Here is a 26366-nt window from a genome sequence, read left to right on the forward strand (position 1 = left end):
GCCGCTTTCCCAGGGGATGGCCGGGGGAAGGCGGTGGAATCCGGATGCCGCGCCGGTTCGAGGACGGTCCGGTCTGTTCGAGGATCGGCTGGTTCCCGGGACAGGCCGGTTCGAGGACGGGCCGGTTCCGGGAACGGGCCGGTCCGGGGCGAACCGGTTCTGAGGGGGTGGGTCGTGACGACCTTCGAACAGTCACGCGAGGAGCCGCTGACCTCACCGCCGGCACCTCGCGTGAAGGAGCCGGGCTCGATCGTCGTGCGCTGGCTCACGAGCACCGACCACAAGGTCATCGGCTACCTGTACCTGATAACGTCGTTCGTCTTCTTCCTGCTCGCCGGGATCATGGCCATGATCATCCGGGCGGAGCTCGCCCACCCGGGGCTGCAGGTGGTGACCCAGGAGCAGTACAACCAGCTGTTCACCATGCACGGCACCCTCATGCTGCTGCTGTTCGCGACCCCGCTGTTCGCCGGGTTCGCCAACGTGGTCATGCCGCTGCAGATCGGGGCGCCCGACGTGGCGTTCCCCCGGCTCAACATGGTCAGCTACTGGCTCTTCCTGTTCGGCGGGATCATCGTGTTCTTCGGCTTCATCACCGAGGGGGGCGCCGCCGACTTCGGCTGGACGGGATACTCGCCGCTCTCCAGCGCGACCCACTCCCCGCAGGTGGGCGGAGACCTGTGGATCGTGGGCCTGACGATGTCCGGGCTCGGTACGATCCTCGGCTCGGTCAACTTCATCACCACGATCATCTGCATGCGGGCCCCCGGGATGACGATGTTCCGCATGCCGATCTTCACCTGGAACACGCTGCTGACCGGCGTCCTGGTGCTGATGGCCTTCCCGGTGCTGGCCGCCGCGTTGCTCGTCCTGCTGGCCGATCGCAGGTTCGGGGCCCATGTCTACGACCCGCTGACCGGGGGGCCGATCTTGTGGCAGCACCTGTTCTGGTTCTTCGGCCATCCGGAGGTCTACATCATCGCGCTGCCGTTCTTCGGCATCATCACCGAGGTGATCCCCGTCTTCAGCCGCAAGCCGATCTTCGGCTACATCGGCCTGGTCGGCGCGACCATCGCCATCGCGGGCCTGTCGATGACGGTGTGGGCGCACCACATGTTCGCCACGGGCCGGGTGCTGCTGCCGTTCTTCTCGTTCATGTCGTTCCTGATCGCGATCCCGACCGGGGTGAAGTTCTTCAACTGGGTCGGGACCATGTGGCGGGGTCACATATCGCTCGACACGCCGATGCTGTTCGCCGTGGGGTTCCTGGTGACGTTCCTGCTAGGCGGGCTGACCGGGGTCATCATGGCCTCCCCGCCGCTCGACTTCCACGTGACCGACTCGTACTTCGTGGTCGCGCACTTCCACTACGTGGTCTTCGGCACCGTGGTGTTCGCGATGTTCGCGGGCTTCTACTTCTGGTGGCCGAAGATGACGGGCAAGATGCTGAACGAGAAGCTGGGCAAGTGGCACTTCTGGACGTTGTTCATCGGCTTCCACACCACCTTCTTCGTCCAGCACCTGCTGGGCGCGGAGGGCATGCCGCGCCGCTACGCCGACTACAGCAGGCTCGACGGGTTCACCGACCTCAACCTGATCTCCTCGATCGGGGGCTTCCTGCTCGGCGTCTCCACGCTGCCGTTCCTGTACAACCTCTGGTACACCGCGCGCCACGCTCCACGCGTGACGGTGGACGACCCGTGGGGCTTCGGCAACTCGCTGGAGTGGGCCACCTCCTGCCCGCCGCCCCGGCACAACTTCACCTCGATCCCGGCCATCCGCTCGGAGCGGCCGGCCTTCGACCTGCACCACCCGAGGGTGACGATGCAGGAGCGCCAGCTCGACCCGGCGGCCGGGCTCAACGAGGAGATCTGACCCCGGGGCCGTACGTGAACGGGGGCGTACGTGAACGGGGCCGTACGTGAACGAGGGCGGTGCGGGACGGGTGGGGTCAGCCGAAGAGGCCGGTCTCGCGGCCGTCCTCGCCGGGCGGCCCCGGCTCTCCCGCCAGCAGCGTGTAGTACTCCACGCCCAGCGCGGGCTGTCCCACGTTGTCGGAGAGCGCGAAGAACGAGCCGTCCACGCTCAGCTGCGTGCGGTGCGTGCGCAGCGCGGTGATCTTGGCGCCCAGATGCGCCCTCGCGTCGACCCGCGTCGTCACCTGCTCGCCGGGGACGCCGAAGCCGAACTCCTCGACGGAGCCGACCCGCTTGAACGGCCCGGTGCCCACCGCGCGCTCCAGCTCGTCCAGCGGCATGGCTGTGACGTAGAACCGGGAGGGCCGCCACGGCTCGCCCTCGCCGAAGGACGGGTCGGAGGCCCTCTCGAACGCCCGCCACGCCACCCGGTGGGCCTGGATGTGGTCGGGGTGGCCGTAGTAGCCGTTGTCGTCGTAGGTGACGACGACCTGGGGTCTTACCTCCCTGATGACGCGGACCAGCTCCGCGGCGGCCTCGTCGGGGTCGGCGCGGAAGAAGCAGCCGGGGTGGTCGTTGGACGGCGAGCCCATCATGCCGGAGTCGCGCCAGCGTCCGGGCCCGCCGAGGAAGCGGTGATCGTCCACGCCGAGGGCCGCGCACGCCACCGCCAGCTCGCCCTCGCGGTACGGGCCCAGCCGGTTCTCCCGGCCGGCGGCGAGGTGGCCCAGCTCGGGAGGGACCACGTCGCCCTCCTCGCCCAGCGTGCACGTCACCAGGCAGACGTACGCGCCCTCGGCGACGTACTTCGCCATAGTGGCCCCCGTCCCGATGGACTCGTCGTCGGGATGGGCGTGGACGAGGAGAATGCGACGGTCGTACGGCATGGCTCCGCTCCGCCCTCTCTGTTTCCGTGGTGGTCTCCGCGTTTCCGCGGTGGTCTTCGCGCGGGGCTCCCGCGTTTTCGTGGTGGTCTTCGCACGGGACTCCCGCCGCCGGGTCTCGGCGGCGGGAACCCCGCGGGGGTTCACCTCGCGTCGACGTATCCGCTCGCGGCGGCCCGGATCCCGGCCTGGAACCGGCTCACCGCGCTCAGGTTCTGCAGCAGCGCGCCGATGTGGCGGCGGCAGGTGCGCACGGACATCCCCAGCCTGCGGGCGACGGCCTCATCGGTGAAGCCCTCGGCCAGCAGGGTGACGATGGCGTGCTGTATCTCGTCCGTCGCGCCCTGGTAGCCCAGGTCGGAGGCGGAGTAGGGGATCGCGGAGTTCCACAGGTGCTCGAAGACCTCCGACAGGAACCCGACGACGGACAGGTCGCGTGCGGCGACCGCCCCCGGCGCCGCACCCGCCTCGCCCGGCCGGGACATGAAGGCGATCTCCCCATCGAAGATCACGAGATGGTTCGGGAGCTGGGGCGTGGTGCGCACGCTGGCACCGGCCGCGATGAGCTTCTTGATGTGCCCCCTGGTGGGCAGGTCGGCACGGGCGCTGTGCTGGTAGAGCATCCGCAGCCGCACCCCCCGCTCCAGCATGGCGAGGTTGCGCGTCAGCGTGTCGTCGAGGTCGGCCCAGGAGGGCGCGTTCGGCTCGACGCTCAGCATCTCGCGCTCGCACGCCGCCGCCGCCATGTGCAGCGATCCGCGCACGGCCGCGCCGCCGGGCAGCGCCTCCACCGGGTTCGCCGGTTTCCTGGTGCGCTGCACCTCGTCGTATCCGTGCATCAGGGAGTGCATCTGCGTACGGATTCCGGTGATCAGGTCGCGCCGGTGGTGGATCTCCGTCTCCATCGGCGATATCAGCGAGGCGGCGGCGATCTCCGGGTTCACCGGTACGAGGTTGGTCAGATGGCCCGGCTCCGGGCGGAGCAGGTGCAGGCGGGTCAGCCGTTCTATCGCGTCCTCGACGGTGCGGGGGTCGAGATCGAGCTCTTCGGCGACGTCGCGGGCCGTACCGATGTGGCCCCTGTGAAGTGCCCTGAAGTAGACGGAGGCGGTGTCCTCGTCCAGGGCACGTAGTTGGTCAGATAGTCCACCCACAAGCCTTTTCCCCCTTGCGGCTATTCTTGCCAGAGTGTGCCAGAAAATTGCACAACATTGCTAGATAGTTGTGAAGAACTGTCTGGATCGCTTTCCTCATCGCTACCAAGGGGCCTGCGGGCTGTGGAGAGCCGCCGTCGGACCTCTCCCGAGGGCCGCGAGCGTAACCGCACACCAGGGCGCTGGCACCATCGGGGTGGCCAATTGTTGTCAATGTCCTGCGCCGTGACGCCCGCGTCAACAGGTTGACGACGCCGCGGGCGAGAGTGTCTGATCATTCACAGTTCGCGACCGGCGTGTCCCGCAGGATCGCGACGACCACACCCGGCCCCACGTGATCCCACGATGGCCGGGCACGACTTCCGGATTCCGTCCCGGGAGAACGGCGGGGGCGCCGCGTGCGGCGGCCGTACCTCGCCGGGCTTCTCCACGCCCCCGCCGAGATCCTGTGACGGCGCGGTTGCCCGGGAGGCGGGACGGCTCGCGCCGCGCCGCCCGCGAACCCGGCACCGGTGCCGGAGTCCCGGTCACCGGAGATTCCCAGCCGCGGGGGCGGAGGACGACGCGTCCCGGGCGAATGCTCAAGCGGAGGTGAATGCCTGTGCCGCGACGCCTTCCCCTTCTCCGGAGGATCGCGACCGTCAGCGTCCTTACTTCCCCGTTCGCCCAGCCGGGCGGGGGCGACGCGGGGGGACTCAACGTCTACATCGTCGAGGTCGCCCGGCGGATGGCGGCGCTGGGCGTCGAGGTGGACATCTTCACGCGCGCAGCCGCCCCCGGCGTGCCGCCGCTGGCCGAGCTCGCCCCCGGCGTGCTGGTCAGGCACCTGGCCGCGGGCCCGCCCAGGGAACTCGACAAGAACGACCTGCCGGGCACGCTCGGCCCGTTCACCGCCGAGATGCTGCGCGCGGGGGCCGCCCGAGGCCCGGCCGGCGGGTACGACCTCGTGCACGCCCACCACTGGCTGGCCGGGCGGGTGGGGGCGGTCGTCAAGGAGCGCTGGGGCGTTCCCCTGGTGCAGTCCATGCACTCGCTCGGCGCGGTCAAGAACGCCTCGCTCGCGGCGGGCGACGAGCCCGAGCCGGCCGGGCGCATCGCGGGGGAGACGGAGGTGGTGGCCGCCGCCGACCGGCTCGTCGCCAACACCGTGCAGGAGGCCGGCCAGCTGGTCACGCTGTACGGGGCCGACCCGGCCAGGGTGCGGACCGTCAATCCCGGCGTCGACCTGTCCCTGTTCCGCCCCGGCTCGCGGGCCGAGGCCCGGCGCGCGCTCGGCCTTCCCCCGGACGCCGTCGTGCTGCTGTTCGCCGGGAGGGTGCAGCCGCTCAAGGCGCCGGACGTCCTGCTGCACGCCGCCGCCAGGATGATCCGCCACGACCCGGGCCTCGCCGGGCGCCTCGTCGTGGCGGTCGTGGGCGGGCCCAGCGGAGCCGGTTGGGGGCGCCCCGACCACCTGGGCAAGCTCGCCGCCACGCTCGGCATCACCGGCCAGGTACGGCTGGAGCCGCCCTGTCCGCAGCCCAGGCTCGCCGACTGGTACCGGGCGGCGACCGCCGTCGTGGTGCCCTCCCACGCCGAGACGTTCGGCCTGGTGGCCGTTGAGGCCCAGGCGTGCGGCACCCCCGTGGTCGCCGCGGCCGTCGGCGGCCTCCGCACCGCGGTGCGGGACGGGATCTCCGGCGTGCTCGTGGACGGGCACGACCCGGCCGCGTACGCCCGCGTGCTCGGCGACCTCGTGGCCGCGCCCAGGCTGCTGCGGGCCCTCGGCGAGGGCGCGCTCGCCCACGCGTCTCGGTTCGGCTGGGACCAGGCCGTCGACAGGCTGACGGAGGTGTACGCCGACGCCGTTCGGCTGGCGGAACCGAGGGGAGGCGGCTCCCGGGCGGGCGGGCCCGCGGGCGGCCCCCGGGTGGTGGCGCCGCTCGGATAGCGGGGGCGCCGGGGCGTCGCTCAGGCGGTGGAGGTGGTTGGTGCGGGGCGGTGGGGGCGTCGCTCCGGGGCTTTCAGGTGGTGGCGCCGCTCAGATAGCGGGAGCGCTGGGGCGTCGCTCAGGCGGTGGGGGCGTCGCTCGATGGGGCTTTCAGGTGACGGAGCCGACGAGCCGGGCGCGGGCCGCTGTCAGGTCGCCGTCGCCGAGCCCGGCCCCGCGAAGGTAGGACTCGACGTCGAGCGACTCCACCGTGGCCACGATGACCTCGCGGGCCGTGGTGTTCGCGCGGGCGAGCATCGCCTGGATCCTGGGACCTTCGTCGGGCTCGCCGAGCTTGACGAAGAGAGGCCGCAGCCGCTCGGCGCTCAGCTCGTAGTCGGCGGCGATGTCGGCCGCCGGCACGCCCGCGAGGGCGAGCATCAGCAGGGTGACGAGCCCGGTGCGGTCGCGGCCCGCCATGCAGTGCACGACGACACCGCCCGGCTCGGCGCGGGCGATCGCCGATATGGCGGCGGCGCACCGCTCCGCCTTCCGCTCCAGGAAAGGCCGGTAGTACAGGGGCGTGCCGTACAGACCCTCGGCCAGTCCGGTCCAGAACGCGGTGTCCCCCCGGTCGTCCAGGGGCACGCGCACGGTGGTCAGACCGGCGGGACGGCTCACCGTCCCGCCCCGCCAGTCGCCGTCGTTGCGCAGGTCGACGACCGTGCGGACGCCGTGGTCCGTGAGCGCCCGCCATCCGGCCGGGCTGAGGCGCTCGGGGGCGTCGGAGCGGACGAGGGCGCCCCAGAGCGTCTCGCGGCCGTCGGCGGTGCGCAGGCCGCCCAGGTCGCGGACGTTGTGGCAGCCGTCCCAGTCGAGGTTCCGGTCCCGCGGGACGACGGCGTTTCCGGAGACCGCCGGTCCCTCGCGGCCTCGATCATCACGTTGAGCGTCCATGTGAGGCCCTCCCGGTGTCCCATCGTGCCATCGCCGCACTCGCCGCGACCGTCCCGCGTCGGACCGCCGCGCGTCGTCGTCGTCTTGTTCCGAGGCGCCGCCCGTGCCGCCGTCTTGTTTCGAGGCGCCGCCCGCGTCGCCGTCTCGTGGCCGTTGTCCCGCGTCGGGTCGCCCGGATCGTGCCGCTGTCTCGTGGTTGTCGTCCCCGTCGGGTCGCGGGGGTCGTGTCGCCGTTTCGTGGCCGTTGTCCCCCGTCAGGGCGCGGGGATCGTGTCGCCGGGCGCCGGAGGGACTCCCGCGCACTCCGACGCGGCCCAGACCATCAGGTCCTCGACGTACAGGAGCATGTCCTCCGCGGTCTCCCCCCAGCCGGTCGCGTCACTCCACTGGAGGCTGAACACGGCGCCCGCGGGGCGGTGCAGGACGGTCATCATGTAGCGGGCGCCCAGCGGGCGGGGCGGTGAGAAGGTGACGATCCGGTCGTCCTCGTCGCCGGGGAATCCGTCGTCGCCCGCCGGCCACAGCGTGTTGAGGTCATCCGCGACCCCCTCGTCCATATAGCTGAACCGGGGATAGGCCACCCCGGTCCTGTACAGGTCGCCGAGGATCTCCTCGCACATCCGCTCCGTGGCGTACGGATCGGCGTTGGCGAAGCGGTGGCCGGACAGCTGCTGGGCGGCGCAGTCCGCCAGCGCCCTCCGGTACGCGGTCCCCGGCGAGCCGGTGGACACGGCGGGCAGGAGCACGGGCATCGTCATGGTGGCCTTGCGCACCGACCGTCCCGCCCCGGCGGAGAAGCGGTTCGCCGAGATCGCGAAGATACCGGCCCGCGACGATCGCTCCACCGCGCAGACGGCGGTGCCGAAGGCGAGGAGGAAGGCGGCGGAGGGGGAGACGCCCGTCGCCCGCGCTATGGCGCCGGCCGCGTGCCCCGCGCGGCGGGACGCCAGCCAGCAGGAGCGGAACTCCCCCCGGCCGGGCTCGCCGGGCCGCCCGAGGGGGGCGCGCGAGGGCGCGAAGGGCACGTGGCCGTCGAGCGCCTTGCCGATCTCACCCAGCCGCCGCTCCCAGTAGCCCAGGGCCCGCCGCTGGTAGGCCCGCCCGGCGGGGGAGGTCTCGGAGAGGGCGACGTCGATCGGCTGCTCGACGGCGAGGCCGGAGCCGAACGGCTCGCGGCCCGCGGCACGCGCGCGAAGGGCGTGGTTCAGGTCGTCGCAGAGGACCCGCATCCCCCACGGGTCGATCGCGACGTGGTCGACGACGAGGTCGATCCGGCGCACGTGCCCGCCCGCCGCGTCCAGGACGGCCTTGACGGGCCACTGCTCGCCGATCCTGAAGCAGGTGCGCCGCCACGGGGTGTCGAACCGCCGCCTGAAGGACACCTCGTCCTCCATCACCTGGATCACGTCGTCCAGCCGGTCGTCGACCGGGCAGACGTACTGGAGGCTGTCCTCGCGCCCGCCGCGGCGGACCAGTGACCGCAGCCCCTCGTGCCGGGCGAGGACGTCGCGTATCGCCGCGGCGACCTGGCCGACGGGCAGGTCCCGCCCCGGTACGGCGGCGCAGATGTTGTCCTCGTAGGAGGTGTCCGTGTCGGTGGGGATCCACTGGACCCACTCGTGCTGGGCCCAGGTGAGCGGCCCGTCGCGTACCACCCGCGCGTCCGGAGACCAGCCGGGTCCGGTCAACAAAGTCCCCGCCTTCGAATATCGGGAATCTCTCCCGGGGCCGGAAGCCGAAAATGGTTCGGACGGAACGGCGAGCGGCGGGAGAGAACGTCGTGGGCGACCGTCCGGACCGGGTCCGGCGTGATTCCGCGAGCCGCGAACCCGCCCGCGAAGCCGCTCGCCGACAATGATCAGACACTCCCGGCGGCGGCGCGGTCAACCTCCCGCACCCCGCCTTCGCGCTGTGAGCACCGGCAACTAGTGCCGGGCAACATGATGTCAGCGGTACGTCCGGTGGCGGAGTGGGCGATCCGGAGCGAAGTCAGCGCCCCCTTCTGAGGCGGCTTCGGTATCCGAGGCTAAATGTCTAGTCCTTGCGGATTTATGTTTTTATCTGACAGTCTTTTGTCGTGATTATGAGGGATCTCCTTTCGGGCTCGCGATCTGCCAGTGGGGAGGCCGTCATGAGAACGGCTCCCGCGCCTTTCCGGCGGGAGGCCTAGGAATGGACACGCTCGCGCGGGGGGACACGCGGGACGGGATCGCTCCCCGGCCCGACGGCGTCCGCGAGCTGCCGCTCTCGTTCGGCCAGGAGCGCATGTGGTTCCTCGACCGGCTGGAACGGACCGGCGCCGCCCACAACGTCTTCATCGCCGAACGGCTCAGGGGACCGCTCGACCCGGACGCCCTGGAGCGGGCGCTCGCCGAGATCGTGGCCAGACACGAGATCCTGCGGACCCGCTTCCCCGGCAGGGACGGCGCTCCCGTCCAGATCGTCGACGAGCCGCGCCCGACCGGCGACCGGCCGTACGCCGACGCTGCCGGGACGCCGGGCGAGGCGGGAGCGCGGAGCGAGACCGGAGCACAGGGCGAGACCGGGACGCGGGGCGAGACCGGGGTACGGGGGAAGATCGGGGCACGGGGTGGGTCCGGAGCGCGGGACGAGGCCGGTTCGGAGAACGAGGGGAACGAGGGGCACGACCGGCCGTACCTGGAGCTGCTGGACCTGTCGGATCTTCCCGAGGCGGACCGCGAGGCGCGGACCGCGCGGCTCGTCCGGGAGCAGATCGAGCGGCGGTTCGACCTGGCGGGCGAGCCGCCGCTCCGGGCGGGCCTGGTGCGCCTGTCCGAGCGGGAACACGCGATCTACGTCGTGTTCCACCACATCGCCGTGGACGGCTGGTCGGTCGGCGTGTTCGCGCGCGAACTGGCCACGCTCTACGGCGCGTTCCTGGCCGGCGAGCCGCCGTCGCTGCCGCCGCCGCCGATCCAGTACGCGGACTTCGCGCTGTGGCAGCGCGAGCGTTCGGACGACCTGACGGACGAGCGGCTCGGCTACTGGCGGCGAAGGCTGGCCGACCCGCCGACGCTGGAACTCCCGACGGACCGGCCGCGTCCCCCGGTCAGGACCTCCGAGGGCGGCTGCGCCCTGCTCCGGCTCCCCGCCGAGCTGGCCGACGGCGTCGACGAGCTCGCCCGGCGCACCCGCACCACGCCGTTCATGGTGCTGCTCGCCGTGTACCTGGTCCTGCTGTCGCGCCGCTCCGGCCAGGAGGACGTCTGCGTCGGTACGCCGATCGCCGGACGGGACAGGGACGAACTGGAGCCGCTCATCGGGCTCTTCCTCAACACGCTGGTGATCCGCGGGGACCTGTCGGGCGACCCGACCTTCGGGGAACTGCTCGTCCGGGTCCGCCGAGCCGCCCTGGAGGCGTACACCAACGCGGACCTGCCCTTCGACCGCCTGGTGAGCGAGCTGAACATTCCCAGGGACCTCAGCCGCACCCCCCTGTTCCAGGCCCAGCTCGTCCCGCACGACTATCGGGGCACCGCCCTGACCCTGCCCGGCGTCACCGCCGAACCGATCGACCCGGGCGACGCGCGGCCGGCGATGTTCGACCTGTCGCTGGAGTTCGGGCGGCGGGACGGCGGCCTCGAACTCTCGCTCGTCTACAGCACGGCCCTGTTCGACCACGGCACGGCCGAGCGCATGGCGGAGCACGTCGCGGCCATGCTGCGCAGGGCCGTCGAGGACCCCGGCACGAGACTGTCAAAGCTGGGCCTCCCGCCGGAGGCGGAACGCGAGCTGACCCTCACCGCGTGGAACGACACCGCCGCCCCGCGCCCGGAGACCACCCTCCACGACCTGGTCGCGGGCGAGCCCGGGACGGTCGCGGCCACGTGCGGGGGGCGGAGCCTGACGTACGCGGAACTGGAGACGGGCGTCAACCGGCTGGCCAACCGGCTGCGGCGCGAGGGCGTGCGGCCCGGGGCCGTCGTGGCCGTGTGCGCCACCCGCTCGCTGGAGACGCTGGTCGCGCTGCTGGCCGTGATGAGGGCGGGCGGCGCCTACCTGCCACTCGACCCGGACTACCCCGCCGAGCGCCTCGCCTTCGTCCTGCGCGACTCGGGCGCGGAGCTGCTCCTCACCGAGGAGTGCGTGCGCGGACGGCTTCCCGAGGGCGCCGCGCGGGTCCTGCTCATCGAGGACCCCCGGGCGTTCGCCGGTGAACCCGGTACGCCCCCGGCGCCGCTCGCCACACCGGACGACCTCGCGTACGTGATCTACACGTCGGGCTCGACGGGCCGCCCCAAGGGGGTCGCGATCGAGCACCGCGCCGTGGTCAACCTGCTGCTGGCCATGAAGGACCTGCTGGGCGCCGGACCCGGCCACGTCTGGCTGGCGCTCACCTCCCTGTCGTTCGACATCTCCGTGCTGGAGTTCTTCCTCCCGCTGGTCACCGGCGGCCGGGTGGTCGTCGCGGGCGGCGCGGAGGCGCCGGACGCGCTCGCGCTGGTGAGGCTCGCCGCCGCGCACGGCGTGACGCACGTCCAGGCGACGCCGTCGGGCTGGCGGGCGCTCCTCGACGCGGGATTCGACGGGCCGAGGGTGACCGCCCTCGCCGGAGGCGAGGCGCTGCCGCCCGCCCTCGCCCGCGCGCTACGGGGACGCGTACGGGCGATGTGGAACGTGTACGGGCCCACCGAGACGACGATCTGGTCCACCCGCGAGCCGGTGCCCGCCGAGCCGGGGGCGGTGGCGATCGGCAGACCGCTGGCCAACACCCGCGTCCACGTGCTCGACGAGAGGCTCGACCCGGTGCCCGTCGGGGTGGTCGGCGAGTTGTTCATCGCGGGGACGGGGCTGGCGCGGGGCTACCTGAACCGGCCGGGCCTGACCGCGGAGCGCTTCCTGCCCGACCCGTTCGGCCCCCAGGGCTCACGCCTGTACCGGACCGGCGACCGGGTGAGGTGGCTGGCGGACGGGCGGCTGGAGTTCCTCGGCCGGGCCGACGGCCAGGTGAAGCTGCGAGGCCACCGTATCGAGCTGGGCGAGGTCGAGGCCGCCCTGGAGACCCACCCCCGGGTCGCCCGTGCGGTCGCCGCGATCGTCGACGACACCCTGGTGGCGTACGTGGTCCGGGCCTCGCCCGTCGCTGCCGAGGCCGTGGAGGGAACCGGAACCGAGGCCGGGGGCGTCGCGGACGCCGATACCCCCGCGACCATCGGGGAACCGGACCTCGCGGGACTCCGGGAGCACGTCGCGCGGTCACTGCCCGCGATCATGGTGCCCGCGGTCGTGGTGCCGCTGTCCACGCTGCCCCTCACCCCGAACGGCAAGCTCGACCGCAAGGCGCTTCCCGCGCCGGGCAGGCCGTCCGCCGGGCACGGCCGCTCGCCGGAGAGCCACCTGGAACGGCAGGTGGCCGGGATCTTCGCCGAGGTGCTGGGCGTGGCCGCCGACCGGCTCGGCGCCGACGACGACTTCTTCGGCCTGGGCGGGCACTCGCTGCTCGCGGTCAAGGTCACCGCGCGGATCGCGGCGCTGCTCGACGTGGAAGTTCCCCTCAGGGAGCTGTTCGGCCGGCCGACGATCGCCGGGTTCGCCGAGGCCGTCGGCGCCGCCGCATCCGGTCTCGCGGACGACCGCGACGGTCGTGCCGCCCCGTTGCGTCCGCGTCCCGACGGTACGCCGCTCACGCTCTCGCCCGCGCAGGAGCGGCTCTGGCTCCTGCACCGGCTCGATCCGGACGACGCGGCGTACAACATGTTCACCGTCTGGCGCCTGCGCGGCGATCTCGACACCGCCGCGCTGGAACACGCTCTCCGGGATCTGGCGGCGCGGCACGAGACCCTGCGCACCCGCTACCCGGAGGTGGACGGCGGGCCGGTCGCGATCACCGACCGCGCGACCGGTCCGCTGATCGAGCACATCGACCTCACCGGTGAGGAACCGGCGGGCGGCGTGCCGGAAGAACGGCTCGCGGGCACGGGAGCCGCCGAGGAAAAGCCCGGGGGAGGACTCGCGGGGAGGATCGGTTCTGGGAGCGCCGAAGGGTTCGCGGGGAGGATCGGTTCTGGGAGCGCCGAAGGGTTCGCGGGGAGGAACGGTTCTGGGAGCGCCGAAGGGTTCGCGGGGAGGAACGGCTCCGGAAGCGCCGAAGGACTCGCGGGGAGGATCGGCTCGGGAGCAGTCGAAGGAGAGAGCGCCGAGGGGCTCGCGGGGAGGGAGCGGGAGGCGCGGAGACTGGTCGCGGAGCGGACCAACGCCCCCTTCGACCTCACGGGCCCGCCCCCGTTCCGGGTCAGCCTGCTGCGCCTGGCCGAGCAGGACCACGTGCTCTGCGTCGTCCTCCACCACATCGCGGGCGACGGCTGGTCGCTCAACGTCCTCGCCGACGACCTGGCCGTCCTGTACGCCGCGCACAGGAACGGGACCGAGCCCGGTCTCACCGAGCCGCCGGTGACGTACGGGGACATCGCGTTCTGGCAGCGAGGCCACGACGACGGGGCGGCGCTCGGCTACTGGCGCGAGCGGCTCGCCGACCCTCCCGTGCTGGAGCTGCCGCTCGACCGTCCCCGCCGGCCGATCTCCTCCCATACCGGGGGGTTCCACTCCTTCCGCCTGCCTGCCGACCTCGCCGTACGGCTGGAGGAGGTGGCCCAGGAGTGCGGGGCGACCCTCTTCATGGTGCTGCTCGCCGCGTACCAGGTGCTGCTGGCCCGCCACACCGGCCAGGACGACATCATGGTCGGCTCCTCCTACGCGGGGCGGGACCGCGTCGAGCTGGAGCCGGTCGTCGGCTATCTCGCCGGCACCTTGGTCCTCCGGGGCGACCTGTCGGGAGACCCCTCCTTCACCGACCTCGTGGGCCGTACGCGGACGACCCTGCTGGAGGCGATGGCGTACCCGGAGGTGCCGTTCGAGAAGCTCGTGACGGAGCTGGAGGTGGAGCGCGGCCTGAGCCGCACGCCGCTTTTTCGGACCATGGCCATCCTGCACAGCCAGGACGACGGCGTCAGAAACTCCCTCGCCGACCTGGACCTGGAGTTCTTCGACGCCGGATACCGGCAGGCCAAGTTCGACCTCATGCTGGAGATGTGGCGGCGCGACGACGGGCTCTTCCTGGTGCTCGGCTACGACGCCGAGCTGTTCGAGGCCGAGACCGTCGCCCGTCTCGCGGCCCGGTTCACCGTCCTGTGCCGCGCGGTCGCCGCCGACCCCCGCCGGGCCCTCTCCGAGCTGCCGCTGCGCACCGACGAGGACGACGCCCGGCTGCGCGTTCACGAGGCGGCGACGGCCAACGTCCCGGGCCCCCTCGTGCCGGACCTCATCGCGGAGGCGACCGCCGCGCACGCGGGCGCGACCGCGGTGGGTTGCGGTGATGAGACGCTGACCTACGCGAGCCTGGAGCTTCGCGTCGCCTCGCTGGCCGCCCTGCTCCGGCGCCGCGGTGTCGTACGGGAGACGGTCGTCGCGGTCCTCGCGGACCGGTCGATCGACGTCGTCGCGGCGCTGCTCGCCGTGTGGCGTGCCGGTGGCGCCTACCTGCCCGTCGATCCAGAACTTCCCGAGGAACGGGTCGGGACGATCCTGTCCGACAGTGGAGCCGCCCTCCTGGTGACGGCCCGCCCCCTCGACGGCCCGCCGCCGGGGGACGTCCCGGTGCTGGTCCTGGACGACCTGGAGGCCGAGGAGCCCGAGGAGCCCGCGCGTCTCGTCGGCGGGGACGACGCCGCATACGTGATCTACACCTCGGGGTCCACCGGGCAGCCCAAGGGCGTGGTGGTGGAGCACCGGGCCCTGGCCGAGCGGGTGGCCTGGATGAGGGAGGCGTACGGGCTGGGACCGGGAGACCGGGTGGTCCAGTTCGCCGCGCTCGGCTTCGACGCGCACGCCGAGGAGATCTACCCCGCCCTGGCCTCGGGAGCGGCCCTCGAACTCCTGCCGGGCGGCGCGGTCACCCTTCCCGAGGTGCTCGCCGAACCCCGGGGGCGCGAAGTGACCGTGCTGGACCTGCCGACCGCCTACTGGCACCGGCTGGTCGACCAGATCGACGACGTGGCCTGGCCGGAACGGCTGCGGCTGGTCATCCTCGGCGGCGAGCAGGTGCACGCGGAGGCCGTGGCCCGCTGGCGGGAGAGGTTCGGCGACCGGGTCCGGCTGGTCAACACGTACGGGCCCACCGAGGCCACGGTCATCGCCACCGCGGCCGATCTCGGTTCCGCCGAAACCGAGGGACGCCCGCCGATCGGACGGCCGATCGGCGGCACCCGGGCGGTCGTCGTCGCCCCTCGGCCCGGTGTTTCCGGAGGGCTTACGCACCGCACGCCGCCCGGTGTTTCCGGAGGGCTTACGCACCGCACGCCGCCCGGTGTTTCCGGAGGGCTTACGCACCGCACGCCGCCCGGTGTTTCCGGAGGGCTTACGCACCGCACGCCGCCCGGTGTTTCGGGAGAGTCCCTCCGCCACACGCCGTCCGAGCTTCCGCGCCGTACGCCCGAGCTTTCGCGCCGCACGCAGCAGGGCGGCTCAGAAGGGTCCCTCCACCGTGTGCCGCCCGGTGTCCCCGGGGAGTTGCTCCTCGGCGGCGCGGGGCTCGCCCGGGGGTACCTCGGCCGTCCGGACCTCACCGCCGAGCGTTTCCTGGACGACCCTGAGGCGGGACGGCTCTACCGCACCGGGGACCTGGTCCGGTGGCGAGCGGACGGCCTGCTGGAGTTCCTGGGCCGCGTCGACGACCAGATGAAGGTCCGCGGGTTCAGGATCGAGCCCGCCGAGATCGAGGGACGCCTCCTCGCCCACCCCGGCGTGCGGCAGGCGGCGGTGACCGCCCGCGAGGACAGGCTGGTCGCCTACGTCGCGGGCCCGGCCGACCCGGTGGAGCTCCGGCGCGATCTCGCCGCGGTGCTCCCGCCGTACATGGTCCCCGACGTCTGGGTGACTCTGGACGAGCTGCCGCTGACCACCGGAGGGAAGATCGACCGCCGCGCGCTGCCCGCGCCCGGCTTCGACCTCGACGAGGACCGGCCCTTCGTGGAGCCCAGGAACGACGCGGAGATCCTCGTGGCGGGCGTCTGGCAGGAGGTGCTGGGTGTCGGCAAGGTCGGCGCGTTCGACGACTTCTTCGCGCTGGGTGGCCACTCGCTGCTCGTCGTGCGCGTCGGATCCCGCCTGCGTACCGCCGCCGGGATCGACGTTCCCATCCGAGAGCTCTTCAGGAACCGTACGGTGGCCGATCTCGCGGTCGCGGTGGAGCGGATCCTGACGGAGGAACTGTCCGCGATGACGGACGAGGAGGTCGCCCGGATGCTCGGCACGGACGGCCCCTGACCGCGGTTCCCCCTTCCCCATGACTTTCCCCACGACGACCGACGGGCCGGGGGAGAACCCGGCCCCCTTCCCGGGCTGGAACCCGGGGTCTCCCACAGGAGGTATTCGATGAGTCACCAAGACGTCGCCGGTCAGGTCGGTCCGGCCGGTCCGGTGGGTCTGGTTGGTCTGGCCGAACCGGCGGAGCCCGCCGGTACTGTCGGTTCTGTCGGTCCTGTCGGGCAGACCGCGGTGGTCGAGCGGGTCGGAGGAACGGCGGGGGAGGGCGCCCCTCTTTCCGGGGACGCTCTCCGGCTGTGGCTGGCCGGGGCCCTGTCCACGGCGTGTGACGGGGAACTCTCCGCCCAGGAAATCCTCGATTCCGACAACTCGTTCGTCGCCATGGGGGTCACGTCGATCGCCACGATCCGCCTGGTCGACCTCATCGAGGCGGAGCTGGACGTCATGATCGACTTCGGCGGTGACACCTGGTTCCTCCAGGACCTGGACGCCCTGACCACCTACCTGACCGACCTCACCCACTCCTGAGGAGACCGTCGGCCTGATCGACCTCCCCGCCCGCGTCGGCGCGACCGCCCTGTCAGCGGTGACCCGTCGCGCGGCCGAGGGCGATCCCGGTGGTCTCCTCGGGGTACGGCGACAGGCGTACGGCGTCGGCGGGAGACAGGAGACCCGCGGTCACCCGCTCGCACAGACGGGCCAGTGCGGAGATCTCCGCGTGCTGTGAGACGACGAACGCGCGGTCGACCGGGTCGCCGTGACCGGGAACGACCGTGCCGCCGTGACCGTGACCGTGACCGGGGCCGGTCACGCGGCCGGGGTCGGAGGTGGGGTCGGAAACGATCGTGTCGCCGGAGCCGGAGCCGGAGCCGGAGCCGGAGCCGGAGATGGAGCTGGGGCTGGAGATGGAGCCGGGGCTGGAGCTGGGGCTGGAGATGGAGCCGGGGCTGGAGCCGGAGCCGGGGCTGGAGACGGAGCCGGAGATGGGCGTGTCGCCGTTCCCGGGGCCGGTCGCGCCGCCGGGACCGTCGTCGAGCAGGTCGAGCAGCCCGGCGACCGTGGCGGGCCATTCGAGGGGGTAGGCGTCCTCGTAGGCGGGCGGCGCGCCGTTCTCCACGAGGTCCCCGGCGAAGATCACCCCGGCGTCCGGCACATGGACGACCAGATCGTTGCCGGAGTGGCCGCGACCGAGGTGGGCCAGGACGACCGGGCGGCCTCCGACGACCAGCCGCGCCCGGTCGGTCACGAGATGGTCCGGCGGCACGATCTCGGTCCTCGCGATGTCGTCGGCGATGTCCGGGCGTCCCAGATCCCGGTAGTACCGTGCCCACTCCTCCCTGGCCCGGTCGCCGTTCTCGACCAGGTCGGCGCGGCAGCCCTCGTGTGCCCAGACGGGGCGACCGAGGAACGGCCGGGTGCCGAAGCTGTGGTCGAAGTGCGAGTGGGTGATCGCCACCGTCCACGGGTCGCGGGTGATTTTCCTGATCTCCGAGAGCAGCTCGGCCCCCTGTCGCTCGTCCCCCCGCGTGTCGACCACCAGGCAGCCGCCGTCGCCCATGACCAGCCCCACCGACAGGTCCAGCTCGGCGTAACGCCGCACCAGCACCCGGTCCGCCACCTCGACCCACCGTGCTTCCACGGGTCACATTCTCCCTCCGGCCACAGGGGCCGGTCGAGACGGCCGGGGACACACCGTGGCGGGACTGTTTCCGGGCGACGACCGGCCTCGGCGCGGGCTTCGCCGTCGCGAAGACGCGGATCCCGAGGCCGATCGCACCTCCGGAGCTTGGTGTCGCGATCATCGCCGGAAGGGAAGTGCCGGGCGATCGAACCTTGTCCGTCAGCTGCGGGTCAGTCAACGGTCAAGGCGCGTGTCGCCGCTGATGGCCACGTGTGACTTTCACAGGGCCACGGGCGGGGTTACTGCCTGATGCCGAAGTTGTGGTCCACGGCCTTGCGGTAGTCGACCGGACAATGGGCACTCGACTGCTTGCCGATTCCCACCCACGGGCCGTAGACGGTCTTCGTGGAAAGTCCGCTGGAGCACTTGGCGATGGCCCGTACTTGGCCGCCACCCGAGTTGCACTGCGCCCATGTGTAGTCGGTCTGCCATCCGAACCCGCTGCTGCACGAGCCCGGCCAGGGCTCGGCGAGTGCGGCGGCGGGGGTGAGTGAGACGAAGGCGGCGGCGGCTACGGATGCCGCGGCCGCGAAGATCATTTTCTTCATGATCGAGAGCATACATAACCGTTATGGGGATATACGGCTTTTTGATATGCTTATATGCATGTCACGATTCGTGGCCATGCATAGCTGATCGGTGAAGATCGTTCAGCCCCGCAGGTATGTCACCACCGCCAGCACCCGGCGATGGTCGTTCTCGGCCGGTGGCAGGTCGAGTTTGGTGAGGATGTTGCCGATGTGCTTGCCGACCGCGGCCTCCGACACCACCAGGGCCCTGGCGATCGCCGCGTTGGATCGGCCCTCGGCCATCAGGGCCAGCACCTCCCGCTCGCGGGGGGACAGCCGCTCCAGCGGATCGCGGCGGCGGCGCAGCAGTTGCCTGACCACCTCGGGGTCCACGATCGTCCCGCCGTCGGCCACGTCGCACAGCGCGTCGACGAACTCCTCCACGTCGCCGACCCGGTCCTTGAGCAGGTAGCCGACCCCGGTGCCGTCACCGGAGTCCAGCAGCTCGGCCGCGTAGGTCTGCTCGACGTACTGGCTCAGCACCAGCACGGGCAGGCGCGGGTCCGCCGCGCGGAGCGCGACCGCGGCCCTGAGGCCCTCGTCGGTGAAGCCGGGCGGCATCCGCACGTCGGTCACGACGATGTCGGGGGCGTGCTCGCGCACCGCCTCCACGAGCCCCACGGCGTCACCGGCCGTGGCCGCCACCCGGTGCCCGAACCGGGCGAGCAGCTCGGCCAGCCCCGCGCGGAGCAGCACGCCGTCCTCGGCGAGGACTACCTTGAGGGAACGATCGGAGTGCACGGGATCTCCACGCGTAGCAGGGTCGGCCCACCGGCCGGGCTGGAAAGTACGAGTCTGCCGTCGACGACCGAGACGCGGTCCGCCAGCCCGGCGAGCCCGCTCCCCTCCGCCGCGGCGGCGCCGCCCACGCCGTCGTCGCCGATCTCCACGACGAGGCGGGCGCCGTCCATCCGTCCGGTGACCGTGGCCCGCCGGGCCCCGCTGTGCCGGGCCACGTTCGCCAGCGCCTCGCACACCACGAAGTACGCGGTGGCCTCCACCACCTCGGGCAGCCGCGCGGGCAGCGTCACGGTGACCTCCACGGGCACGGGGGAGCGATCGGCGACGTCGGCGACGGCGGCGGGCAGTCCCCGGTCGGTGAGGATCTGCGGGTGGATTCCCCTGATCAGGTCGCGGATCTCGGCCAGCGCGAGCTTCGCCTGCTCGTGCGCCCTGCCGACGAGCTCGGCCGTCTCGTCCCCCCGGGTGAGCTTGGCGAGGCCGAGCGTCATGGTCAGCGAGACCAGCCGCTGCTGGGCGCCGTCGTGCAGGTCCCGCTCGATCCTGCGGCGTTCGGCCTCGAAGGCCGAGACCAGCCGGGACCTGGACCGGGTGAGCTCGACGACCCGCCTGGCCTCGTCGCTCTGCCGGGGGCCGAGCAGCGCGCGGGCCACCAGCCCGTGCAGCACCGCGAGCGCCGTCAGCGGGTACGTGAACAGCACGAGCAGGACGGCCCCGAGCAGCGTCACGAGGAACGCCTCGGGGTAGCTGTCGATCAGCCAGAACTTGAGCAGCCTCGCCTCACCGGCCTCCCGCAGGACGAGGGGCGCGCACATGGCCAGCACCGGTCCGGCGATCCCGTACACCAGGGCGATCAGCTCCATCGGCCAGAGCACGGTGACCAGCAGGCCGGTGTAGGCCAGCTCCCGCCAGGTGGCCTGCTCGCCGAAACGCAACCGCACCCACGCGCGCAGACCCGGCCGGTCGGGCTCGTGGTGGGGCGACTCCACCGGCTCCGAGTCGATGATCCGCAGGCGGCGGCGCTCCAGCGCGGCGACCGGTATCCCGCTGAACCCCAGCGCCACCATGAACGGGATGCCCACCACCACCAGCGTCAGCACCGCGCCGACGGCCAGGCAGACCAGGACCACCACGAGCGTGACCGCGCCGACGAGGACGCTCGTCAGCAGGTACGCCACCGAGCGCCACGGCCACCACGTGGCGAGCAGGTTCCGTCGGGTGAGTGCCTGCCAGGCCGCCCGCGATCGCATCAACCGACAGTACGGCCCGTGCGGGTGTGCCTCCACCGGGCCTGACCTACTTCGGAGGTATGGCCAGGTATACCCGGAAGACTAGGCTCCGGCGCCCTGCGGGCCGTGCCCCCTTGGCGGTCTGATGGGAGCCATGAACAAGACGGCGGCACCCGCGGACCTGCGGACATTCCTGACGGCCGCGGTGCGCAGGCAGCGCGTGGTGGGCGCGATCGCCCCGAGTTCCCCGGCGCTGGGCAGGGCGCTCAGCGCGGTGGTCCCCGCGCTTGGCCCGTCGGTGGTCGTGGAACTGGGGGCCGGCACCGGCCCGATCAGCGAGGCCATCCGGGCGCGGCTGGCCCCGGGATCCCGCCAGCTGGCGGTGGAGATCGACCCCGGCATGGCCGCGCACCTGCGCCGGACGAAACCCTGGATGGAGACGATCGAGGGCGACGCCGCCGACCTCGGCGCGCTCCTGGCCGGCGCCGGGGTCGACCGGGTGGACGCGGTCGTCAGCACGCTGCCCTGGTCGCTGTTCCCCGGCGAGCAGCAGGAACGGATCCTGGCGGGCGTCGGCCGGGCGCTCGCGCCGTCCGGGGCGTTCACGACCGTCACCTACCTGTCCGCCCTGCCGCTCGCCGGGGCCAGGGCCCTGCGCCTGCGGCTGCGGGCGGCCTTCGACGAGGTGCTGACCACCGGGCCCGTCTGGCGGAACCTGCCTCCCGGGGTGGCGTACGTGTGCCGCAGGCCGATAGTCCGCTAGTCCCGGCCTGCCTGGTTCCGCGAACCGCGCGAACCCGTCGGACTCGTCCGGTGGAGCCGGTCCCACCCGGCCGGGGTCCCTGTCCCCGCGGGGTCAAGTGTCGGCGAACCAGGAGCCGTGGAAGCCCGCGGGCACCCGGCGCGGCAGCCGTACCGTCGCCACGGACTCCAGCGTGCCGGCGTCCAGCACCCACAGCGACGAGTCGCCCCCCGCCGTGACGATTGACATCAGCCAGCCGTCGTCCTCGGCACGCGCGTTTCCCGCGGGGACGAACACGGCCTCGCCCGTCGCGCCGCCGGTCTCCCTGACGTCGCTCGCGCCGGTGTCCGTGTCGTACTTGACGATCGTGTTGTGGGCCACGGTGTACAGGTAGCGGCTGGGGAGCCCGGTTCGTGTCGGGTTGACCGTGGGGAACTCGGTCGCGCGGTCGTCGAGGCGCTCGTCCTTCGCGAGGCCGCTCTCCGGATCGAGCGTCCACCGGTGCAGGCTCGCCCCCAGCCGGAGGTTTCCCGAGGCGGAGGGGCCGGGAGCCCCGCCCGTGCCGCCGCTGATCCTTTCCCACACGTTCCGGAAGCTCTGCGGCGTGTAGCGGATCGCGTCGAGGACCACCCGGCCCGAGGCGTCCTCGTGGGCGTTGCCGACGTGGAAGACGTAACAGGGGTCCACATCGAACCAGCGCACCCGCCCGTCGGCCCGGCCCATGACGCCGAGCCGGGCGCCGTAGGCGTCGTCCCAGCGGTAGGGGAGGCCGCGACGCTCCATGGCCACCTCCATGTCGAAGAGCACCGGCAGGTCCAGCCAGACCACGTGGTTCTCGGTGATCGCGAAGTCGTGCATCATGGTCGGCCCGGGGACCTCGACCTGCCGGCTCTCGACCAGCTCGCCGCCGGCCGACAGGCGGTGGTAGGTGAGGTACGGAGGGGCGAAGCCGTAGCCGAAGAACAGCAGCTCCCCGGTGCGCGGGTCCTCCTTGGGGTGGGCGGTCATGGCCGTGGTGAGCCTGCCGCCGAAGTCGCAGGAGCCGATCGTGTCCAGCTCGGGGCCGATCTCGTACGGCAGGCCGCTCTCGACCAGCGCGAGGATCCGTTCGGAGTGCCGGATCACGCTGGTGTTGGCGGTGACGGCGGCCAGGTCGCGCTCGCCGGAGTCGGTGAGGAACGGGGCGTCGTCGGTGAACGAGGTGGTCCGCGTCCACCGGTTGCGGTACCACTCGGCGCGGCCGTCGCGCAGGCGGACGCCGTGGAGCATGCCGTGACCGGCGAACCAGTGCCCCGGGTTCTGACCCGGCAGCGGGTTGGGACCGTTGCGGAAGTAACGCCCGGTCAGCTCGGTGGGGAGAACCCCGTCGACCGAGAGGTCGTGGGCGTCGGTCTCGTCGGGAACGGGCGCGAGGTCGCCCTGAAGGTAGGACGGGGTCATGGCTCCTCCTGATATTCCACTAGTGACATGTCAAAGGTAGAACTTCCATAAGTGACATGTCAATAGCGGAATGTAGGATGCCGTCATGAGCCTCCGACACGCGCTCCTGGGTCTGCTCTACGAAGGTCCGGCGAGTGGCTACGACCTGATGAAGCTGTTCGAGATCTCCCTCGACAACGTCTGGGCCGCCACCCAGAGCCAGCTCTACGGTGAGCTCGGCCGCCTCGCCGCCGCCGGGCTGATCGAGGTCGTCGCCGAGGGGCCGCGAGGTCGCAAGGAGTACGCGCTGACGGAGCCGGGCCTGGCCGAGCTGCGCCACTGGCTGACCGAGGTCGAGCCCGAGCAGGTCCGCCGCAGCGACATGCTGCTCCGGGTCTTCTTCCTGGGTACGGTCGATCCCGCCCAGGCCGGTGCCTACCTGGCCCGGCAGGGCGCCATCGCGGCCGAGCAGCACGAGCGGCTCAGCGAGATCCGCCCGCTGACCGAGGGCCCCGAACAGATCTCCATCTACGGGCGGCTCGCCCTGGAGTGGGGTCTGCGCGCCAGCGTCATGCAGCAGGAGTGGGCCGAGTGGGCCGCCCGCGAGATCGAGACCTTCGCCGCCGCCGCGGCCACCCGGGACACGCGGACAACCCAGGACGCCCAGGACGCCCAGGACGCCCAGGACGCCCAGGACGGACAGGACGGACAGGACGGACAGAGCGCACAAGACGAGCAGGACGAGCAGGGCGGGCACACCGCGGACGCCGAGCATCCGGACCTCGGCCGTGAGACGCCGGAGGCCGGCAGGGCGACCGCCGACCGCTAGGAACCCGCGACGGGGGTCCGGCCGAGGGGCCGCGCGGCAATACCCAACCCCATCCGGAGATGCCCGGTGACGCCCGACGGCGCCACAGGCGCCGCGAATCCGTCAGCCCAGAACCCGGCCGACCATCCGCGCGTACATCCGCCCCGGGCTCGGCACCGACGACGGGTGCAGGAAGCCGGGAAGCATCGGCAGGTCCACCGCGAAGGGCTGCAGCCGCTCGTAGAGGACGTCGGCGCCCGAGGGACGGTTGTCGGGGTCCTTCTCGAGCAGTTCGGCGACCAGACGGTTCAGCTCGTCCGGCACCCCGGGCACCTCCGCCGGGCGTTCCTTCACCTGGCGCTCGAACACGGCGTACTCGGTGGGGCCGGTGAACAGCTGGCGGCCCGTCAGCATCTCGTGGATCACGCACCCGAGGGCGTAGAGGTCGCTGCGGGGGCCGGACAGGCCGCGCTGGATCTGCTCGGGGGCCATGTACGACGGGGTGCCGAGGATCTGGCCCACCCGGGTGAACTGGGTCGAGCCGGACTCGCGCAGCACGGCCAGGCCGAAGTCGAGGACCTTCACGCTCCCGTCGGGGCAGAGCATCAGGTTGGTCGGCTTCAGGTCGCGATGGTAGATGGACAGCGCGTGGGCGGCCGTCAGCACCGCGCAGGCCTGGGCGGCGATCGCCGCGGCCCAGGGCACCGGGAGCGGGCCGTGTTCGCTGACCACGTCGGCCACGGTGACGCCCTCGATGAACTGCATCACCTGGAACAGCCGCTGGTCGAAGGTGCCGAAGTCGTACAGGACCGGAGCGCCGGGGTGCTCCAGCCTGGCCAGGATGCGGGCCTCGCGCAGGAAACGCCGCTTCAGCTCCTCGTCGGGGCCGGTGAGGAACTTCAGGAACTTGACGGCCACCCTGCGGTCGAGATGCTTGTCGTGGCCGCCGTAGACGGCCCCCATGCCCCCCTGGCCGAGAGGGAGGTCGTCGAGCACGTATCGGTCGCCGATGACCATCGACCCTCCCATGGACCTGCGGGCATCAAGCCCCTTGGTCGCACGGCCGGAGATGACCGTCGACCAGTCCGTCAAAGCCTAGCCGGATCAGCGTTTCCCCCAGAGTCCGCGTTTCGCGCAGTCTGTCCTCCAGCTCGAACAGCTCACGGAAGGCCGTACCGTACAGCCGCTGGTCGGACAGCGGCAGCATGGGCACCCGCGCCCGTCGCACGTCGAGGCGGCTGGAGCTGGGATGGATCCTGGCCGCGTCGGCCGAGCGCAGGAAACCGGCGAGGAACCCGGAGTCGAGCCGCTGCGGGTCGACCCGGTAGAGCGTGAGCTGCGGGCCGAGCGCCGCGCCACTCTGGGTGATCACCCTGACCGCGCCCAGCACGGTGGTCACCACGTCGCCCGGCCTGATCATGACCAGGGCCGGGTCGAGGGTGGTGCGGCCCGAGGGCGGCGTGCCCGCCGCGGTGTCGTCGGCGGTCAGCACCGGGAGCGGGCCCTCGTCGGCGGACATCCTCGACGGCGCCTGCAGGATCGTGATCAGTCCGGCCTTGGCCAGTTCGCCGACCGTGGTGGTCGGCAGGTCCTGCCGCTCGGCGAGCAACTGGAGGGCGGGGGTGGCGTCCGACAGCAGGGCCGAGGTCTCCTTGAACCTGGCCAGGGCGTCGGTGAAGTCGCGCAGGAAGTCGAGGCCGCCGTGCTGCGGGCGGTGCCTGGACGGGGCGAGGTCGACCTCGTCGTCGAGCAGGTCGATGATCCGCACCGTCCGGCTCTCGCCGGACAGCTCGGCCTCGGGGTTCTCCGCGTACGCGCGCCAGGCGGGCTCCACGATCGACAGGTCCTCGCCGGCGTCCACCACCAGCAGCTGGGACGGGGGACGCCCGCCGTCGGGCCTGCGGAGCATCCACAGGTCGGGGCCACCGGGCGCCAGCGTCACCACGGCCCGCAGCGCCCCCGCCCGGAGCAGGTTGCCGCGGATCCGCTTGCCGGGACGGCGGCTGGCGGCGGCGGTGGGCATCAGGATCGCCACCAGGCCGCCCGGCCGCACGCGGGCCAGGCAGTGCTGCACCCAGGCCAGCTCCGACTCCCCGCGCGGCGGCAGCCCGTACTCCCAGCGCGGGTCACCGGCGAGCTCCTCGTGTCCCCAGACCCGCTCGTTGAACGGCGGATCGCAGACCACGGCGTCGGCGGGCTCACCGGCCAGGTGGTCCTCGCGCAGGGAGTCGCCGGCGACGATCCGCGCCTCGGCTCCGCGCAGCAGCACCCGTACGGCGGTGAGCAGCGCGTTCGTCTCGTTGATCTCCTGCCCCATCAGGACGGTTCTCCGGCCCGCCTGGGGACCCGCCTCCGGGCCCGTCGCCGCGCCTCCCCGCTGCCCGGCCCAGGAGTCCGCGCCCAGCAGCAGCGTCCCGACGCCGCACGCGGGGTCGAGGACGACGCCCCCGTCCTCGGCCGCCAGCCGGACCATGAGGGCGGCCACGTCGTCCCTGGTGACCGGGAGCTGGCGGGAGTGGGCCTCGACGTAGCGCTCGAACAGGAACTCGAAGACCTCCAGCGGGCCGCGTTCGGCGGCCAGTTCCGCGACCAGCCGGACGAGGGCCAGGTCGTCCAGGCGGAGATCGGCGGAGCCGGGGAGATCCGTCGTCACCTCGGCCACGCGGGTGAGAGACTTCGTACCATGATCACGCCAGGCGGTGGGCTCGCGGCGCAGGAACAGCAGGAACGCGCCGACCTTGGCCACCAGTCCGCCCAGCCTGAGGTCGTCGACCGAGGTGCGCATCCGCTGCCAGACCAGGTCGCCGAGCGAGACCTCGAACGACTTGCCGTTCGCGCGCAGCCACACGGCGATCTCGGGCAGGGAGAACAGCGGGCTGGAGGTGGTGCCGCCCACCGGCTGGGGAAAGTCCTCGTGGCGGCGGCGCCAGTTGCTCACCGCAGCCCTGCCGACCCCGGCGAGCCTGGCGATGTCGCCCGCGTTCACGGTGATCTCCTGGCTCTCCTCCATGGTGGGCCACAGTAGTTGACTGTGCCGCAACGGTCTACAACGACTTTGCTTGTGAAGTGCTTCAA

At 72.3% G+C, this 26366-nt stretch carries 17 protein-coding genes; 6 read left to right on the top strand and 11 right to left on the bottom strand.

Annotated elements, in window-relative coordinates:
* Nucleotides 1-174: 174 nt before the first annotated feature.
* On the top strand, nt 175-1875 hold the full coding sequence (ctaD, locus tag OG587_RS15300) for an aa3-type cytochrome oxidase subunit I (protein ID WP_443075582.1): 1701 nt from the start codon (nt 175-177) through the stop codon (nt 1873-1875).
* A gap of 76 nt (nt 1876-1951) precedes the next feature.
* Here the strand turns inward: ctaD and mshB are convergent, their stop codons facing one another.
* Both mshB and OG587_RS15310 read right to left on the bottom strand, forming a co-directional pair.
* Nucleotides 1952-2803 carry an N-acetyl-1-D-myo-inositol-2-amino-2-deoxy-alpha-D-glucopyranoside deacetylase gene (gene mshB, locus OG587_RS15305; RefSeq protein WP_329090811.1) on the bottom strand — a complete coding sequence of 284 codons (852 nt, stop codon included), beginning with the start codon at nt 2801-2803 and terminating at the stop codon, nt 1952-1954.
* A gap of 140 nt (nt 2804-2943) precedes the next feature.
* Nucleotides 2944-3954 (bottom strand): hypothetical protein, encoded by a 1011-nt coding sequence (locus OG587_RS15310; RefSeq protein ID WP_329090813.1) that lies wholly within the window; start codon nt 3952-3954, stop codon nt 2944-2946.
* Nucleotides 3955-4549: 595 nt separating this feature from the next.
* Here OG587_RS15310 and mshA point away from each other — a divergent pair.
* The gene (gene mshA, locus OG587_RS15315; protein ID WP_443075583.1) at nt 4550-5884 is read left to right on the top strand and encodes a D-inositol-3-phosphate glycosyltransferase; all 1335 of its coding nucleotides are present in this window, start codon (nt 4550-4552) and stop codon (nt 5882-5884) included.
* 150 nt (nt 5885-6034) lie between these two features.
* On the opposite strand, the gene OG587_RS15320 is transcribed toward mshA, so the two are convergent.
* On the bottom strand, nt 6035-6820 hold the full coding sequence (locus tag OG587_RS15320; protein WP_329090817.1) for a tyrosine-protein phosphatase: 786 nt from the start codon (nt 6818-6820) through the stop codon (nt 6035-6037).
* 254 nt (nt 6821-7074) lie between these two features.
* A complete protein-coding gene (locus tag OG587_RS15325; RefSeq protein WP_329090819.1) occupies nt 7075-8511 on the bottom strand; it encodes a hypothetical protein in 1437 nt (478 codons plus the stop codon).
* Nucleotides 8512-8992: 481 nt separating this feature from the next.
* On the opposite strand from OG587_RS15325, the gene OG587_RS15330 reads away from it, so the two are divergent.
* A complete protein-coding gene (locus OG587_RS15330) occupies nt 8993-16102 on the top strand; it encodes a non-ribosomal peptide synthetase (RefSeq protein ID WP_329090821.1) in 7110 nt (2369 codons plus the stop codon).
* 108 nt (nt 16103-16210) lie between these two features.
* Entirely contained in the window at nt 16211-16630 is a 420-nt protein-coding gene (locus tag OG587_RS15335; RefSeq protein ID WP_329090822.1) for an acyl carrier protein, read from the top strand.
* A gap of 52 nt (nt 16631-16682) precedes the next feature.
* Here the strand turns inward: OG587_RS15335 and OG587_RS15340 are convergent, their stop codons facing one another.
* The 4 genes from OG587_RS15340 to OG587_RS15355 all read right to left on the bottom strand — a co-directional run bounded on the left by OG587_RS15340 (nt 16683) and on the right by OG587_RS15355 (nt 20343).
* Nucleotides 16683-17741 (bottom strand): MBL fold metallo-hydrolase, encoded by a 1059-nt coding sequence (locus tag OG587_RS15340; RefSeq protein ID WP_329090824.1) that lies wholly within the window; start codon nt 17739-17741, stop codon nt 16683-16685.
* A gap of 281 nt (nt 17742-18022) precedes the next feature.
* Entirely contained in the window at nt 18023-18331 is a 309-nt protein-coding gene (locus tag OG587_RS15345) for a hypothetical protein (RefSeq protein WP_329090826.1), read from the bottom strand.
* Between the two features lie 102 nt (nt 18332-18433).
* Entirely contained in the window at nt 18434-19093 is a 660-nt protein-coding gene (locus OG587_RS15350; protein ID WP_329090829.1) for a response regulator transcription factor, read from the bottom strand.
* Nucleotides 19066-20343, bottom strand: coding sequence for a sensor histidine kinase (locus OG587_RS15355; RefSeq protein WP_329090831.1), 1278 nt, complete (start codon nt 20341-20343; stop codon nt 19066-19068). Before OG587_RS15355 ends, OG587_RS15350 begins: the two co-directional genes overlap by 28 nt.
* A gap of 133 nt (nt 20344-20476) precedes the next feature.
* Here OG587_RS15355 and OG587_RS15360 point away from each other — a divergent pair, with 133 nt between their 5' ends.
* Nucleotides 20477-21085 carry a class I SAM-dependent methyltransferase gene (locus OG587_RS15360; RefSeq protein WP_329090833.1) on the top strand — a complete coding sequence of 203 codons (609 nt, stop codon included), beginning with the start codon at nt 20477-20479 and terminating at the stop codon, nt 21083-21085.
* 93 nt (nt 21086-21178) lie between these two features.
* On the opposite strand, the gene OG587_RS15365 is transcribed toward OG587_RS15360, so the two are convergent.
* Nucleotides 21179-22504: a carotenoid oxygenase family protein gene (locus tag OG587_RS15365; RefSeq protein WP_329090834.1), complete on the bottom strand. Its 1326-nt coding sequence runs from the start codon at nt 22502-22504 to the stop codon at nt 21179-21181.
* Between the two features lie 85 nt (nt 22505-22589).
* Here OG587_RS15365 and OG587_RS15370 point away from each other — a divergent pair, with 85 nt between their 5' ends.
* The gene (locus OG587_RS15370; RefSeq protein ID WP_329090836.1) at nt 22590-23312 is read left to right on the top strand and encodes a PadR family transcriptional regulator; all 723 of its coding nucleotides are present in this window, start codon (nt 22590-22592) and stop codon (nt 23310-23312) included.
* Nucleotides 23313-23414: 102 nt separating this feature from the next.
* On the opposite strand, the gene OG587_RS15375 is transcribed toward OG587_RS15370, so the two are convergent.
* Both OG587_RS15375 and OG587_RS15380 read right to left on the bottom strand, forming a co-directional pair.
* On the bottom strand, nt 23415-24308 hold the full coding sequence (locus tag OG587_RS15375; protein WP_329090838.1) for a serine/threonine-protein kinase: 894 nt from the start codon (nt 24306-24308) through the stop codon (nt 23415-23417).
* A 25-nt stretch (nt 24309-24333) separates the two neighbouring features.
* Nucleotides 24334-26301 (bottom strand): HsdM family class I SAM-dependent methyltransferase, encoded by a 1968-nt coding sequence (locus OG587_RS15380; RefSeq protein WP_329090840.1) that lies wholly within the window; start codon nt 26299-26301, stop codon nt 24334-24336.
* Between the last annotated feature and the right edge of the window lie 65 nt (nt 26302-26366).

Origin of the sequence: Streptosporangium sp. NBC_01469 (assembly GCF_036227305.1) — a bacterium.
GTDB lineage: Bacteria > Actinomycetota > Actinomycetes > Streptosporangiales > Streptosporangiaceae > Streptosporangium.

Excerpts from the sequence above, each read along its gene's own strand:
- OG587_RS15355 (WP_329090831.1), bottom strand. The coding sequence starts at position 20,343 with ATGCGATCGCGGGCGGCCTGGCAGGCACTCACCCGACGGAACCTGCTC.
- OG587_RS15345 (WP_329090826.1), bottom strand. The coding sequence starts at position 18,331 with ATGAAGAAAATGATCTTCGCGGCCGCGGCATCCGTAGCCGCCGCCGCC.
- OG587_RS15335 (WP_329090822.1), top strand. The coding sequence starts at position 16,211 with ATGAGTCACCAAGACGTCGCCGGTCAGGTCGGTCCGGCCGGTCCGGTG.
- OG587_RS15330 (WP_329090821.1), top strand. The coding sequence starts at position 8,993 with ATGGACACGCTCGCGCGGGGGGACACGCGGGACGGGATCGCTCCCCGG.
- OG587_RS15370 (WP_329090836.1), top strand. The coding sequence starts at position 22,590 with ATGAGCCTCCGACACGCGCTCCTGGGTCTGCTCTACGAAGGTCCGGCG.
- OG587_RS15320 (WP_329090817.1), bottom strand. The coding sequence starts at position 6,820 with ATGGACGCTCAACGTGATGATCGAGGCCGCGAGGGACCGGCGGTCTCC.
- mshB (WP_329090811.1), bottom strand. The coding sequence starts at position 2,803 with ATGCCGTACGACCGTCGCATTCTCCTCGTCCACGCCCATCCCGACGAC.
- OG587_RS15380 (WP_329090840.1), bottom strand. The coding sequence starts at position 26,301 with ATGGAGGAGAGCCAGGAGATCACCGTGAACGCGGGCGACATCGCCAGG.
- OG587_RS15365 (WP_329090834.1), bottom strand. The coding sequence starts at position 22,504 with ATGACCCCGTCCTACCTTCAGGGCGACCTCGCGCCCGTTCCCGACGAG.
- OG587_RS15375 (WP_329090838.1), bottom strand. The coding sequence starts at position 24,308 with ATGGTCATCGGCGACCGATACGTGCTCGACGACCTCCCTCTCGGCCAG.
- OG587_RS15360 (WP_329090833.1), top strand. The coding sequence starts at position 20,477 with ATGAACAAGACGGCGGCACCCGCGGACCTGCGGACATTCCTGACGGCC.
- mshA (WP_443075583.1), top strand. The coding sequence starts at position 4,550 with ATGCCTGTGCCGCGACGCCTTCCCCTTCTCCGGAGGATCGCGACCGTC.